Below are 15,022 nucleotides of genomic sequence, written 5' to 3'. Positions count from 1 at the left end.
CCGACTCAGGTGCCGGCTCAGGGCAGCAGCGCCACGCCGAGCGCCCCCACCGTCTCCTCGACCTCGTCGGCCACCCGGGCGAAGGTGTGATCGCCACGGCCCCACGGATCGTCCAGGTCGTCACCGGGCTGCGGACCCGAGCCGTCGCGGGCCGCCGCGACCGCCGCCACCACCGCCACCCCCCGGGCGTACATGGCCTCCGGGGTGGCCGCGGCCGCCGGCAGCGCACCGGCGTCCACCGCCGGCAGCAACCGGCCGAACTCGCCGAGCACGAACGTGCGGTCGGCGGCGTCGGGGCGCAACGCCAGCACGTACTCCAACTGGTCGGCGGTGGCGGTGAGCACCAGGTCGGCCGCGTCGATCTGGTCCGAGCGCAGCTTGCGGGCGGCGAACCCGTCGACCTCGCCGCCGCGGGCGATCACCTGACGGGCGGCGGGCGGGTTCATCTCCTCGCCGGCGTGCCAGCCGCCGGTGCCGGCGCTGTGGCTGTGCAGCAACTCCTCGACCGGCGACACCTCGGTGGCCGGGTCGAGCCGGTCCAGGCGTTCCCGCACCGCGAGGACGAGCAGCCGCTCGGCCATCGGGGACCGGCAGATGTTACCCATGCAGACGTGGAGAACGGTGAACGGCGGCACTCAGGACTCCGTACCGACGATGTCCGGCAGCACGTCGCGCAGCTTCTCGATCGGGATCGCGCCGGCGCGGACCACCCGGGGGAGGTCCCCGGTCAGATCCACGATGGTGCTCGGCACCGGGTCCGGGCACGGCCCCGCCTCCAGGTAGGTCCGTACCGAGTAGCCGAGCTGGTCACGGGCCCCGGCGGCGGTGACCGCCGCCGGCCGGCCGGTCTTGTTCGCCGACGACACCGCCATCGGCCCGGTCTCCCGTAGCACCTCCAGCGCCACCGGGTGCAACGGCATCCGCACCGCCACCGTCCCGTTGGTGTCGCCGAGATCCCAGTTCAGGCTCGGCGCGTGCTCGACGATCATGGTGAGCGCGCCCGGCCAGAACGCGTCGGCCAGGTCACGGGCGGTCTGCGGCAGGATCAGCACCAGTCCGTCGAGGGTGTGTCGGGAGCCGACCAGCACCGGCGGCGGCATCTGCCGGTCGCGACCCTTGGCGTTGAGCAGCGCGGTCACCGCGTACGAGGTGAAGGCGTCGGCGCCGACCCCGTAGACGGTGTCCGTCGGCAGCACGACCAGCTCGCCGTTCTTGACCGCCTCGATCGCCGCGGCGATGCCTTTGTCGCGGTCGGCGGCGGACCGGCAGTCATAGAGCATCACGGTGAGCCAGTGTGCCACGTGCCCGCCGGGTGATCCGCACCGATCACCTCGTCGCGCCGGTCACCCGGTCCGGTGGGCGGTCACGTAACGGGGTCGTCCGGCGAGGTCGTGCTGCCCGGCGACGTCGGTGAACCGCCCGTCGGCGACGATCAGCTCGACGACGGCGTCGGCGTGACTGTCGTCGTGTTCGACCCCGAGCAGCCCGCCGGGGCGCAGCAGCACCGCCGCCCGGGACACCACCGGGCGGATGACGGCGAGGCCGTCCGGGCCGCCGAAGACCGCCTCCACCGGGTCGTGCCCGGCGACCTCCGGCGGCACCGGCGTGCCGTCCGGGACGTACGGCGGGTTGCACAGCACCACGTCGACCTGCCCGGTCAGCTCGGCGAGCAGGCCGGGGTCGGTGACGTCACCGGGCACCACCTCGATTGGCCGGTCGCCGGCCGCCGCCCGCCGCCCCGCGTTGCGGCGCAGCCAGTCGAGACTCTCGGCGGAGCGTTCCACCGCGATCACCCGGGCCGCCGGCACCTCGTGGGCGACCGCCAGCGCCACCGCGCCGCTGCCGCTGCAGAGATCGACGACGGTGCCGTCCCGGTCACCCGCCCCGCCGACGCCGACGCGCTCACGCATCGCGTCGATGCCGGCGCCGGCGAGCAACTCGGTCTCCGGTCTGGGTACGAAGACACCTGGCCCGACCGCGAGTTCCAGATAACGAAACGGTGCCGATCCGGTGATGTACTGCACCGGCTCGCCGGCTGCCCGGCGCGACACCAACTCGTCGAACCGGGCGCGGCGGGCGACGTCGAAGCCGCTGCTCAGCGCGAGTCGAGCTCGCGCTATGCCCAGTACTGCGGCGGCGATCAGCTCCGCGTCGACCCGGGCGGAGGCTACCCCGCAACCGGCCAGCTGGGCGGTCGCGGCGGCCAACGCGGCCCGAATCGGCATCCGATCCGCCGCCCCGGAGGTGTTTTCTGACAAGCCGTTCACGACATAATCATGGTGCGTCCATCCGGACGTGCGTGACTGCGGTACGTACGAACGCCCGGATGTGTGTGCTCCGCAACGGTTCCAGCGGGCTCCAGGGAGGTTGCGCGTGGGTTGGGTCGACCTGCTCACCGACCAGGCCGAGGCCCTGATGCAGGCGCGGGCGCTGATGGAGAGCAGCCGATCGGCTGAGGCCTGTGTCGCCTTCGAACGGGTGATCCAGGACAGCCGCGACCCGTACGTGCGGGCCGACGCTCTGGTGCAGCGCCTGTCCGCGCTGCTGAATCTGGGTCGCTCCGCCGAGTACGCGGTGGCCGTGGATCGGGCGTTCGAGGCCGCCCGCGACGTCGACGAGCCGTACCTGCACGGACACCTGCACGCGCTGGCCGCGCTCGCCGCCCACCACCAGGGCGCGTTCGACCGCTGTGTGACCCACCTGGTGCAGGCTTCCCGGTCGCTGGGTGCCGCCCCGGACGCCGACCGGGAGACCGCCTGGGGCTGGCACGACCTGGCGATGGCCTACTCCTACCTCAGCTTCCACGGGTACGCGTTGAGCGCGATCGAACGCGCCCGGCAGCTCGGCAACGCCACCGGCATCCCGGAGGAGACGTTCGCCGCGCCGGGCATCCGGCTGCGCAACGCGGTCGCCCTGGACCACCACGGCGACACCGACGGCTGTCTGCGGGTGCTCCGGGACATCGGCACCGACCTGGTCAAGTTCGTGCGGGTCGGCCGCACCGACCTGCTGCGCCCGAGCAGCCGGGTGGCGTACGGATACGCCCTGGCCCGGCTCGCGGCGCTGGGTGAGCCGACCCGGCTGCCGGCCGGTGCGCCGGAGGCAACCCGGCTGATGATCGACGGCGGAGACAGCGCCCGCGCCCGGGACCTGCGTCAGCTCGGCGCGGTCTGCCTGGCGATCGCCGCGGACCGGTCAGCCGAGGCGGTGATCCGGCTGAACGCGGCGATGGTCTCCGCCGAGACTCTCGGCGCGGCGGAGCCGGCCCGGTTGCGCAGTGTCGCGCACACCCGCTCCGGTGACCACGCCGCCGCGCACGACGCCGACCGGTACGCGTTCCGGCTGGCCACCCAACGCAACGACCGGCTGCGGGACATGTACATGGACGGCATCGCCGCCCGCCTGGACCACGAGGAGATGCGCCGCGCCGCCGCCCAGTACACCGAGGAGGCGCTGACCGACCCGCTGACCGGGCTGGCCAACCGTCGCCAGCTCGACCTGTACGTGTCCGACATGGCGACCCGGGGCGACCGGGCCGTGGTGATGCTCTGCGACCTCGACGGCTTCAAGTCGGTCAACGCCGTCCACGGTCACCACTCCGGTGATCTGGTGCTGCAGCGCGTCGCCGGAGTGATCAACCGGGTGATGCGCCGAGGCGACTTCGTTGCCCGCTACGGCGGCGACGAGTTCGTGGTGGTGCTGCCCGGTGCCGGCCGTGCCGAGGCCGCGGACGTCGCCCGGCGGATCAGCGCGGCGATCGCCACCGAGGAGTGGGAGTCGCTGGTGCCGGGCACCCAGGTCGGGGTCAGCGTCGGCTACGCCGAGGTCGGTGGATCCGGGCCGGCGATGCGCGACGCCCTCGGCCGGGCGTTCGACGTCGCGGCCCGGCAGCTGCGGGCCGCCCGGGAGCATCCGCACCCGGCGGCCTGACCTTCGTCGATCAGCGGCGGGTCAGCTCGGTGTCGCCGGCGAGTCGGGCTGCCCGGTCCGCCTGGGCCAGCGCGTCGAGAACACCGTCGAGCTCCCCGCCGAGCGCCAGATCCAGGTTGTACGCGGTGTAGCCGATCCGATGATCGGTGATCCGGTTCGCGGGGAAGTTGTAGGTGCGGATCCGCTCCGAGCGGTCGACGGTGCGGATCTGGGAGCGACGCACGTCGGACGCGGCGGCGTCGGCCTGCTCCTGGGCGGCGACGAGCAGCCGGGCCCGCAGGATCCGCATCGCCTGCTCCCGGTTCTGCAGCTGGCTCTTCTCGTTCTGGCAGGACACCACGATCCCGGTCGGCAGGTGGGTGATCCGTACCGCCGAGTCGGTGGTGTTGACCGACTGGCCGCCGGGTCCGGACGACCGGAACACGTCGATACGCAGGTCGTTCGGGTCGATGCTGACGTCGACGTCCTCGGCTTCGGGCAGCACCAGCACGCCGGCGGCGCTGGTGTGGATCCGGCCCTGCGATTCGGTGACCGGCACCCGCTGCACCCGGTGTACGCCGCCTTCCCACTTGAGCCGGGACCAGACGCCGTTGCCGCCCTCCGGCACGCCCTTCGACTTGACCGCGAGGGAGACGTCCTTGACCCCACCAAGGTCGGAGTCCTGCGAGTCGAGAACCTCGGTCTGCCAGCCGTGCCGCTCGGCGTACCGCACGTACATGCGCAGCAGGTCGCCGGCGAACAGCGCGGACTCCGCACCGCCCTCACCGGCCTTGATCTCGACGATGACGTCCTTGGCGTCGTGCGGGTCGCGGGGGATCAGCAGCTCGGCGAGGCGGGCCTCCAGCTCCGGCAGGGTGGCCGCGATCGTCTCGGCCTCGGCTGCGAACGTCGGCTCCTCGCTGGCCAGCTGCCGGGCGGCGATCAGGTCGGCGCGGGCCTCGGCGAGCTCCGCGGCGGCCTTGTGTAGCGGCGCCAGCTCGGCGAACCGGCGGCCGACGCGGCGGGCGGTCGCCTGGTCTGCATGCAGTCCCGGGTCGGCCAGCTGCCTCTCCAGTTCGGCGTACTCGTCGAGTAGCCCGGCCAGGCGTTCGCTGCTCATCCCGTACTCCTTGATCCGCCGTGCGTGACGCGGGAAGACCGTCCCAGACACCGCGACGCCCGCCCTCGGCGGTGGCCGGGAGCGGGCGTCGTACGGACAGCTACTTGGTCTTGTTGGCCTGGGCCTTCGCGTACTTCTGCTGGAACTTGGCCACCCGGCCCGCGGTGTCGAGGACGCGCTGCTTACCGGTGTAGAACGGGTGGCAGGCGCTGCAGGTCTCGGCGTGGATCTTGCCGCTGGTCGCGGTGCTGCGGGTGGTGAACGAGGCGCCGCAGGAGCAGGTGACCTCGGTGGTCACGTACTGCGGGTGGATGTCCTTCTTCATGGGTGCGGTCCTTTCATCGTCGGTCGCCGGGTCGCCGTCGGCATCGCCCGCACCGGTGTGCGGGTCGACTCGGGCGTGAACCGGAACCCTGGCCGGTTGACCAGTTTGCCATGGGTGGTGGCGACGGATCGCGGCGGGCGGGCAATATCACCCGCCGCGTCCCGTCGTGCTGCGACACCGGGCACAACGCCCGGCGGCTCCGGCGGATTCCCGACTGGCAGGCCACCGGCGCCGGGTCACTCCCCCGGTGTCGACTTGGCGATCTGCATCAGGAACTCGATGTTGGTCCGGCTCTGCTTGAGTCGGTCCAGCAGCAGGTCCAGACCGCCCTGCGAGTCCAGCGAGTGGAGCACCTTACGCAGCTTGTGGGTGATCGCCAGCTCCTCCGGCGCGAGCAGGATCTCCTCCTTACGGGTGCCGGAGGGGTGGATGTCGATCGCTGGGAAGACCCGCTTGTCGGCGATCTTGCGGTCCAGCTTGAGCTCGGCGTTGCCGGTGCCCTTGAATTCCTCGAAGATCACCGTATCCATCATGGATCCGGTCTCGACCAGCGCGGTGGCGAGGATGGTCAGCGAGCCGCCGTTCTCGATGTTGCGGGCCGCGCCGAGGAACCGCTTCGGCGGGTAGAGCGCCGTCGAGTCGATACCACCGGACATGATCCGCCCACTGGCCGGTGCGGCCAGGTTGTACGAGCGGCCAAGTCGGGTCACCGAGTCGAGCAGCACGACCACGTCGTGGCCGAGCTCGACCAGGCGCTTCGCCCGCTCGATGGCCAGCTCCGCGACCGTCGTGTGGTCCTGCGGCGGCCGGTCGAAGGTGGCTGCGACGACCTCGCCCTTCACCGACCGCTGCATGTCGGTGACCTCTTCGGGCCGCTCGTCGACCAGGACGACCATCAGGTGGCACTCGGGGTTGTTCTGGGTGATCGCGTTGGCGATCGCCTGCAACACCATGGTCTTGCCAGCCTTCGGCGGCGAGACGATCAGGGCCCGCTGCCCCTTGCCGATCGGCATCACCAGGTCGATGACCCGGGTGGTGAGGATGTGCGGCTCGGTCTCCAGCCGCAGGCGGTCCTGCGGGTAGAGCGGGGTGAGCTTGTAGAACTCGGGCCGCTGGCGGGCCTCGTCCGGCTCCATGCCGTTGATGGTGTCCAGCCGGACCAGCGGGTTGTACTTGTCGCGCCGCTGCTCCCCCTCACGGGAGGCGCGCACCGCGCCGGTCACCGCGTCACCGCGTCGCAGTCCGTGCTTCTTGACCTGGGACATGGAGACGTAGACGTCGTTCGGGCCGGCAAGGTAGCCAGTGGTCCGGACGAATGCGTAGTTGTCCAGCACGTCCAGGATGCCGGCGACCGGCACGAGCACGTCGTCCTCGGAGACCTGTGGCTCACGGCCACCGCCGCCTCCGCCGGTATCGGCGCCGTCACCGCGGTCCCCCCGCCGACGGCGGTCCCGGAACCTGCTACGGCGGCCACGCCGGCCGCTACCGTCGTCGTCGCCGTCGTCGCTGTCGCGACTGTCCCGCGGACCACGGTCGTTGCGGTCGTTGTTGCGGTCGCCGCGCTCGGACCGGTCGCCGCGCTCGGACCGGTCGCCCCGGTCGTTGTTGCGGTCACCCCGGTCGTTGTTGCGGTCGCCGCGGTCGGCCCGCTCGCCCCGGTCACGTCCGTTGCGGCCCTCACCGCTGCGGCCCTCACCGCTGCGGTGCTCACCGCTGCGGCCCTCGGTGGGACGCTCGCCCCGACCGTCGCCGCGCTCGCCGGACTCCGCGGTCGTCGTCGCCGTCTCCGCGTCACCGGCCGGGGACTCCAGCGCCGCCCGGCTCGACCGGCCACGGCGGGTGGGCCGCTCGCGAGCCGCTGGTTCGTCGACGATGGCGAGTTGCTCGCCGTCGCGCCGCTCGGCCCCGCCGTCACGGCGCTCCGGTTCGGTGCGCACCTCGGCGCGAACCTCTTCCCGAGGGGGTGCGGTGGCCGCCGCGACCTCTGCGCGCGGCCGCGGGGCGCCCCCACCTGCCTGACGCTCGGTGATCGAGACGATCAACTCGCTCTTGCGCATCCGGGCGGTGCCGGAGATGCCGAGCGACGCGGCGAGGCTCTGCAACTCCGGCAGAAGCATCGCGGACAGCCCGGTGCCAGACCGCCGACGGCGGGCAGGAGCAGCGGTGGTGTCGTCAGCGACGTTGGAGACATCCGACGTCATGTCGGTGGTGTCGCTCAATGGATTCCTTCCCTCGATAGGCCGGGCTACCCGGGTCGAGACAGCTTGGTGGCCGGGTGGCCTCGGTGCACCCGCCTCGCATGACACGTCGCGGGAGTCTTCACGCAGCTTCGCCGGATCCGCATCACCACATCGGTGAGCAGGTCTCGACATCTGCAGCGATCCGTGGAGACTGCGGTTTGGCGTAGGCCTAGGCAGGGGTGAGACGGGCTTACCGCCGATAGCTTCGGGGGTGCGCCGCCCCGCAGGAGATCGCGTGCTTCGCGGCTGTGCTTGGCCTAGAGCGTAGTCAACTCTTCCGACCTGCGGCAACAGGGTCCCGCTCGGCGTGTCCTACTATAGCGCCTTCGATCCGCGATCCGGCAACGTCTACCAGCAACGAATGTGTCTGCCAGTCCATTCCCGGACAGAAATCCGCCGGCACCTCGGTCAACGCCAACACACTCGGCCCTGCCCCACTGACCACGGCTGCCACACCAGCCACTCTGAGTCGGGCGGTCAGGTCGGCGCTGCCCGGCATTCCCGCCGCCCGGTAGTCCTGGTGCAACCGGTCTTCGGTCGCCGCGAACAGCAGCGCCGGATCCGCGGTGATCGCGTGAACCAGCAACGCGGCCCGTCCGGCCGTGAACGCGGCGTCGGAGTGCGGAACCCGCGTCGGCAACGCGGCGCGCGCCACCTCCGTGAGACCGCGCTGGGTCGGCACGAAGACGGTCACCGACACTCCCGGGGCCACCGGCAACGACACCGCTCGGGCGCCGTCCGGCTCGGTCCAGGCGATGGTGAACCCGCCGAGCAGGCACGGTGCCACGTTGTCCGGGTGACCCTCCAGTGCGGCGGCCACGCGCAGCGCGTCGGCGGCGTCCAGCCGCTCGACGCCGCCGACGACCAGGCCACGGGCCAGCTGTACGCCGGCCACGATCGCGGCGGACGACGAGCCCATCCCCCGGGCTTGCGGAATCCGGTTGACGCAGCTGAGGGCGAGACCGGGTGGCCGGGCGCCGAGCGCGTCGAACGCCGCGTACATCGCACGTACCACGAGATGGCTGTCGTCGACGGGCAGCTCACCCGCGCCCTCCCCGGAGATCTCCACCCGACAGCCGCCGGGTGTCACCCGTGCGGTGACCTCGTCGTGGTGGCTCAGCGCCAGCCCGAACGTGTCGAACCCGGGACCGAGGTTGGCGCTGGTCGCCGGAACCCGCACGGTGACCGGCCCGGGGACGAAGCTGATGCCCATCGCACCATGCTAGGGCGTGACCCGATCCCCGCGGTTAGGGTGCCGGTGTTCGGGTACCTGCGCTGGAAGATCACGGCCGGCAGGTCGGCGGTCGGACCCAGCCACCGAGGAGATGTCGACCCCTGCCGCCGCGCCGAGAACCGTCGGCCTCAGTCGGCGTCGTCGTTCGCCGCGAGATCCGCGGTGGAGTCCCGGTCGTCGGCGGGTCGGGCTCGTCCGGGAGTACGCCCGGCGGCTTGTAGGGCGAGTCGTAGCGCGTACTCGATCTGGGCGTTGACGCTGCGCAGGTCGTCGGCGGCCCACTTCGCGATTGCCTCGTGGACCGCCGGATCGAGCCGCAACAGCAGCTTCTTGCGCTCGGCCATCAGCCGTGAACCGCCTCAGCTGTAGAGAGATCCCGTGTTGACGACCGGCTGCACCGCCCGGTCGCTACAGAGCACCACCAGCAAGTTGGACACCATCTGGGCCTTGCGCTCCTCGTCGAGCTCGATGACGTGCTCGGCACGCAGCCGTTCCAGAGCGTCGGAGACCATGCCGACGGCCCCCTCGACGATACGGAACCGGGCCGCGACCACTGCGGACGCCTGCTGACGGGCCAGCATCGCGTGCGCGATCTCGGACGCGTACGCGAGATGGGTGATCCGCGACTCCAGGATCTCGACGCCGGCGAGCTCGGCGCGCTCCCGCAGCTCGGCGGTGAGTTCCTCGGACACCACCGAGCTGTCCCGCAGGCTGGCCCGGCCGCTGTCGTGGGCCTCGTACGGGTAGCTGGTGGCCAGGTGCCGGACCGCCGCTTCTGCCTGCACCGCCACGTAGTCGACGTAGTGGTCCACGGAGAACACGGCGTTGGCCGAGTCGACGACCCGCCAGACCACGACGGCGGCGATCTCGACCGGATTGCCATCGGCGTCGGCGACCTTGAGCCGTTCGGTCTCGAAGTTGCGCACCCGCAGGGTGACCCGACGGCGGGCGGTCAACGGCAAGGTCCAGTGCAGGCCGGCGGTGCGGATCGAGCCGAGGTACCGGCCGAAGAACTGCACCACCTGCGCCTCGTTGGGGTTGACGACGGTGAACCCGGTGGCCAGGACGGCGAGCACGGCGGCGCAGATCGTCGCGGAAACGACGATCCAGCCGACCGCACCGGCGGAGGCGGCGAAGTCCGTGGGCGGGCCGACGACGATCCGCGCGATCACCGCTGTGAGCAGGCCCAGCGCAACCAACGCACCGATTGCCAGGAAGCCGGAAACCCGGAAGACAGCTCGTTCCATTGCTTCTCCTCGTCTGCCAGGACGGAGTATCAAAGTGATATCACGATGCTAGCAGACGCCCGGGGCTGGCGACGTCGATCGGTCAATGGGCTCCGGTGGCGGCGTCGTCGACCGGCGTGGCCAACGAGAACCGGCGGGTGACCAGCCACCAGCCGGTCGCGTACGTGATGGTCACCAACCCACACGCGGCGAGGATGATCCGGCTGTCCAGTGTGTCGATCACGCTGGCCACCAGCAGTTGACTCACCGAGATCGCCAGGGTGGCCAGCATCAGGTCGGCGGCGAAGACCCGACCGCGCAACCGGTCCGGCACCACCGCCTGCAGGGCGTAGTTGGACAGCACCCAGTTGCTGCCGCCACCCAGGTGCGCCAGGAACACCAGGACGAGCACCAGCGGGAACCAGGTGACCAACGCGACACTGGCGTAGGAGAGCCCGTACACCGACATCGACGCCGCCAGCGCGGTGAGCAGCCAGGCCCGCCGGTTCAACACCGGGCGCATCAGCAACGGCCCGACCACCGCACCGGCACCGCGCACCGCGAACAGCAGACCGGTGCCGATCGCACCGACCCCGTACACCCCGGCCAGCAGCGGAAACAGGGTGAGTACGCCGTTGCCGAGTCCGACCGCGCTCTTCGCGGTCACCAGGGCGAGCACCTGCGGCCGGCGGGCGATGTAGGCCAACGTCTCCCGGATCGCCGCCAAGGTCCGCAGGTTCGGCACAGCGGCGTCACGGGGAGCCTGCATCGGCCGGTGGATCATCGTGGTCACCCCGGCGGCCACCAACAGCGCGGCGGCCGCGATCCAGAAACAGGCGTACGGCCCCAGCGCCGCGCTGAGCAGTCCGCCCAACGACGCCCCGACGATCGCCATCGTGCCCCAGGCCGAACCGGCGAAGACGTTGGCACCGGGCAGTTCCTCGGCGGAGACCACATTAGGCAGTGCCGCCTGGGCGGCCGGCGAATAGCAGGCCTTGGCCACCGCGAGCGCGGCGATCGCCAGCAGCGCCAGCCAGGCGGTCTGCGGCGTACGGACGGTCAGCAGCAGCAACACCGCCATCACGGCGGCCAGGTTCGCCGCGATCAGGATCCTGCGACGGTCGAACCGGTCGGCGAGAGTCCCGGTGAACGGCAGCAGCAGGGCGTGGATGCCGGTGTCGGCGGCGAGGATCAGCGCCCCCCACACCCCACTGCCGGTCAACTCCGGCAGCAACACCAGCAGGGGCACCATGACGAACCAGTCCGCGCCGAAGACGACCAACTCGGCGAGGAGCAGCCGCCGGAAGTCCCGGTTTCCGGTAAGGACCGACATCGGTGAGGCCACGTACCGAAACCCTACCGACCGACGGGTGACATCGGTCGGAATGTGATCTGCGCTACCAGACCGGCGGGGTCCCCGAGACGAATCCCGGGGACCCCGCTGGGGATCAACCGATCACATGGTCGCTGGCGGATCGGCGGCCGGCGGCAGCGGCGACTTGCGGCTCTTGGGCAGCTTCAGCACCTCGAACTGATCCGTACCGTCGATCAGCGCCGCGGACGGCCGGGCCGGTGGCGCCGCCACCCGCGAAGGTCGCTCGCCGGACCCGGTGCCCGTGCTCCGGCCGTCCTGTTCACCGGCCGCACCGGCGTCGCCCCGGCCGGCCGGTGCAGCGTCCGACTTGGTCGGTCCGCTGGCCGGGCCGGACCCCGATCCGCTGTCCGGACCGGACTCCGATCCGCTGTCCGGCGCGGCGTCGGCCGAGCGGGCGGCCCGACGCTGCCGCAGCCGCTCCTTCACTCCCTCGACCATGGTGTAGAGGGTCGGTACCAGGACCAGGGTGAGCACGGTCGAGCTGAGCAGTCCACCGATGACCACGATCGCCAACGGCTGGCCGATGAAACCGGCCACCCCGGTCAGACCGAGCGCCATCGGGGTGAGGGCACAGATGGTGGCGATCGCGGTCATCAGGATCGGACGAAGCCGGCGCCGACCGCCCTCGACCACCGCCTGCGACACACTCATGCCCTGCTCCCGGTACTGGTTGACCAGGTCCATCAGCACGATCGCGTTGGTCACCACGATGCCGACCAGCATCAGCGCCCCGATCAACGCCGGCACGCCCAACGGCGTACCGGTCGCGACCAGCAGCGCGATCGCCCCGGTCGCCGCGAACGGCACCGACACCAGCAGGATCAGCGGCTGGATCAGGCTGCGGAATGTCGCCACCATGATCACGAAGACGATCGCGATCGCGGCGAGCAACGCCAACCCGAGGTCGGCGAAGGCCTCCGCCTGGTCGGCGCTGACGCCACCGACCGTGTACGTCGCACCGGCCGGCAACGACAGCGCGTCGAGCCGCTCGGTGAGGTCGGCGCTGGTCTGCCCGACGTTCGAGCCGGTCGCCGTACCCGTGACGATGGCGCTGCGTTCCCCGTCGACCCGGCTGATCTGCACCGGCCCGCTGACCTCGACGATCTGGGCCAGCTGGCCCAGTGCGACCGGACCGACCGGCAGGGCCTGCAGTTCCTCGACCGAGGTGGGCGTCGAGGTGGGGCTGAGCACCACGTTCAGCCGCTCACCGTCGAGGGTGAGCTGACCCAGCGGGCTGCCCCGGAATGCCTGCGCGACGAGTTGCCCGACGGCGGCCTCGGTGAGCCCGAAGCCGGCCGCCGCCGCCCGGTCGACCTGCACCTCGATCCGGGTCGCGTCGGCGGCCAGGGTGGTCGTCACGTCCGCGACGTCCGGGGTCTGCGCCATCGCCGCCCGGACCCGTTCGGTCGCCGTCGCCAGGTCGTCCGGGTCGTTGGTCTGCACGATGACCTGCAGCTGGTTGGTGCCGGCACCGCCCGGACCGCCACCGCTGGCCCCGACGGTGATCTCGCCGAGGGAGTCGCGGTCGGCGAACTCGTCGCGCAGCTGCTGCTGCAGGGCGACGTTGTCGGTGCCTTCGGTCAGCGTGATCGAGTAACTCGCGGTGGTGTTGCCGCCACCACCGGCGAACGGGTTGCTGCTGCTGCCGATCGACACCTGGTAGGACTCGATGCCGTCGGTCCTGGCCAGCTGGCGCTCGACCTGTCGGGCGGCGGCGTCGACCGACGCCAGGCTGGTGCCCACCGGCAACTCCTGCGTCAGGCTCAGGGTGTCCTGCCCGGCGTCGTCGATGAAGTTGGTCTCCAGCCGGCTGCCGAGCAGCAGCGTGCCGAGCAGCACCGCCAGCCCGATGCCGACGGTGGTCCACCGCCGGGTGGTAGCGAACCGGATCACCGGTAGGTAGCCGCGCTGCAGTGGGCTACGTAGCTCCTTGGCTTCGGCCTCGCGACGCACCTCGGCGAGGTCGACGCCGGCCGGGGTCGGCTTGAGGAACCAGTAGGCCAACACCGGGATGACGGTCAGTGAGACCAGCAACGAGGCGAGCAGGGCGACGGTGACCGTGATGGCGAACGGCGCGAACAGCTGCCCGACGAAGCCGCCGACGATGGCGATCGGCGCGAAGACCGCGACCGTCGCGAGGGTCGACGAGGTGACCGCGCCGGCGACCTCCCGGACCCCGGTGAGGATCGCGGTACGCCGGTCCTCCCCGTACTCCAGATGTCGTTTGATGTTCTCCAGCACGACGATCGAGTCGTCCACCACCCGGCCGACCGAGATGGTCAACGCGCCGAGGGTGAGCAGGTTGAGCGAGTGGTCGCCGATCCAGAGCGCGATCAGCGCGACGAGCACCGACAGCGGGATGGAGACCGCGGTGACCACGGTGGACCGGATCGACCACAGGAAGACCAGGATGGCCAGGACCGCCATCACCAGACCGAGCAGACCTTCGGTGGTGAGCGCCTCGATCGAGCGCTCCACGAACGGCGCCTGGTCGAAGACCACCACCAGTTCGGTGTCGGCGGCGTCGCCGAGCTCGGCCAGCTGGTCGCGGATCTCGTGGGAAATGCCGACCGCGTCGCCGTCGGGACCGGCGGTCACCGCGATCCCGAGGCTCTGCGCCCCGTTGGTACGGGTGATCGACGTCGCCGGGGCGGTCTGCTCGCTGATCTCGGCGACCGTGTCGAGCCGTACCGGCGGCCGGCCGGCGGCGGTGAGGAAAATCGCGCCGAGGTCCTCGATCGTCTCGATCCGGGTGCCGACCTGCACGGTCAACGTCTGGTCGTCGGAGACGAGTGCCCCGGCCGGGATGGTGACCCCGTTGGCGCGCAACGCGCTGGCGATGGCCGCCGGGTCGAGCCCGGCGGCGGTCAGCACGGCGTAGTCCGGGGTGATGGTGATCAGCTGCTCGCTGGCGCCGGTGACGTCGACGGCGCGCACGCCTTCGACGCTCTCCAGCTGCGGAACGACGCTGTCGGCGAGCCGACCGGACAACTCCTGCAGCTCACCGTCGTCGGCGGTGGCGGCCAGGACCACCGCCGGCAGGTCGTCGGTGCTGCCGGCGAAGACCACCGGGTCCACCCCGTCGGGCAGTTGACCACCGACCCGGTTGAGCGCGGTCTCCAGGTTGTTGACGGCGTCACCGAGGTCGGTGCCGAAGGCGAACTCGACCTGGATGGAGGCGAAGCCCTCACTGGAGGTGGAGGAGACGCTCTCCACGTCCGGGACCGTCGAGATCGCGTTCTCGATCGGCTCGGTCACCTGCGCTTCGACGATCTCCGGCGCGGCGCCCGGGAAGACGGCGCTGACGAAGGCGGCCGGGAACTCCAGCGAGGGCAGGAGTTGCTGTTTGAGCGACGGGATCGTGAACGCGCCGAAGAGCACGGTCACGATCGAGACGAGCGCGACGAGGCCCCGGTTGGCGAGGCTGAGTCTGGCGAGCAACGACATGTGCGGGCTCACTCCTGGGAAGGGTCCTGCGGTTGAAATGGCAAAATACTTCGAGTCAGGCTAACAGTTAGTGTCATGCTGAGTTATTGGGACAACGTCGGCGGGCACGTTGGCGGCTTGCCCGAGACGACGACCATCAGGGAGCC

The 15,022-nt window shown here is 71.2% G+C and carries 12 protein-coding genes; 1 reads left to right on the top strand and 11 read right to left on the bottom strand.

The genetic code is table 11. From position 1 onward, the window contains the following. Nucleotides 1-17 precede the first annotated feature (17 nt). The 3 genes from ACFHVL_RS05755 to prmC all read right to left on the bottom strand — a co-directional run bounded on the left by ACFHVL_RS05755 (nt 18) and on the right by prmC (nt 2,267). Nucleotides 18-635: a phosphotyrosine protein phosphatase gene (locus ACFHVL_RS05755; RefSeq protein WP_416626019.1), complete on the bottom strand. Its 618-nt coding sequence runs from the start codon at nt 633-635 to the stop codon at nt 18-20. Beyond that, nucleotides 636-1,280 carry an L-threonylcarbamoyladenylate synthase gene (locus ACFHVL_RS05750; protein ID WP_416626103.1) on the bottom strand — a complete coding sequence of 215 codons (645 nt, stop codon included), beginning with the start codon at nt 1,278-1,280 and terminating at the stop codon, nt 636-638. A 63-nt stretch (nt 1,281-1,343) separates the two neighbouring features. Further along, a complete protein-coding gene (gene prmC / locus ACFHVL_RS05745; RefSeq protein ID WP_416626018.1) occupies nt 1,344-2,267 on the bottom strand; it encodes a peptide chain release factor N(5)-glutamine methyltransferase in 924 nt (307 codons plus the stop codon). A 106-nt stretch (nt 2,268-2,373) separates the two neighbouring features. Here prmC and ACFHVL_RS05740 point away from each other — a divergent pair, with 106 nt between their 5' ends. Continuing rightward, nucleotides 2,374-3,930, top strand: coding sequence for a GGDEF domain-containing protein (locus ACFHVL_RS05740; protein WP_416626017.1), 1,557 nt, complete (start codon nt 2,374-2,376; stop codon nt 3,928-3,930). 10 nt (nt 3,931-3,940) lie between these two features. Here the strand turns inward: ACFHVL_RS05740 and prfA are convergent, their stop codons facing one another. The 8 genes from prfA to ACFHVL_RS05700 form a co-directional block, all read right to left on the bottom strand. Then, nucleotides 3,941-5,029, bottom strand: a complete 1,089-nt coding sequence (prfA, locus tag ACFHVL_RS05735; protein WP_416626016.1) for a peptide chain release factor 1 — start codon at nt 5,027-5,029, stop codon at nt 3,941-3,943. A gap of 100 nt (nt 5,030-5,129) precedes the next feature. After that, nucleotides 5,130-5,354 (bottom strand): 50S ribosomal protein L31, encoded by a 225-nt coding sequence (gene rpmE / locus ACFHVL_RS05730; RefSeq protein WP_326551945.1) that lies wholly within the window; start codon nt 5,352-5,354, stop codon nt 5,130-5,132. 236 nt (nt 5,355-5,590) lie between these two features. Further along, complete coding sequence (gene rho, locus ACFHVL_RS05725; RefSeq protein WP_416626015.1) at nt 5,591-7,573, bottom strand: transcription termination factor Rho; 1,983 nt, start codon at nt 7,571-7,573, stop codon at nt 5,591-5,593. Between the two features lie 289 nt (nt 7,574-7,862). Further along, nucleotides 7,863-8,807 (bottom strand): homoserine kinase, encoded by a 945-nt coding sequence (gene thrB / locus ACFHVL_RS05720; RefSeq protein WP_416626014.1) that lies wholly within the window; start codon nt 8,805-8,807, stop codon nt 7,863-7,865. A 149-nt stretch (nt 8,808-8,956) separates the two neighbouring features. Then, nucleotides 8,957-9,172, bottom strand: a complete 216-nt coding sequence (locus ACFHVL_RS05715; protein WP_416626013.1) for a hypothetical protein — start codon at nt 9,170-9,172, stop codon at nt 8,957-8,959. 15 nt (nt 9,173-9,187) lie between these two features. Beyond that, nucleotides 9,188-10,075 carry an SPFH domain-containing protein gene (locus ACFHVL_RS05710; protein ID WP_416626012.1) on the bottom strand — a complete coding sequence of 296 codons (888 nt, stop codon included), beginning with the start codon at nt 10,073-10,075 and terminating at the stop codon, nt 9,188-9,190. Nucleotides 10,076-10,157: 82 nt separating this feature from the next. Further along, nucleotides 10,158-11,399: an MFS transporter gene (locus ACFHVL_RS05705; protein WP_416626011.1), complete on the bottom strand. Its 1,242-nt coding sequence runs from the start codon at nt 11,397-11,399 to the stop codon at nt 10,158-10,160. A gap of 111 nt (nt 11,400-11,510) precedes the next feature. Next, complete coding sequence (locus ACFHVL_RS05700; protein WP_416626102.1) at nt 11,511-14,876, bottom strand: efflux RND transporter permease subunit; 3,366 nt, start codon at nt 14,874-14,876, stop codon at nt 11,511-11,513. Nucleotides 14,877-15,022: the final 146 nt, after the last annotated feature.

This window comes from Micromonospora sp. LOL_023 (assembly GCF_048060115.1).
Taxonomy (GTDB): domain Bacteria; phylum Actinomycetota; class Actinomycetes; order Mycobacteriales; family Micromonosporaceae; genus Micromonospora_E.
Note: the sequence above shows the minus strand (reverse complement) of the source record. Positions and strands in the feature narration are given on the sequence as shown.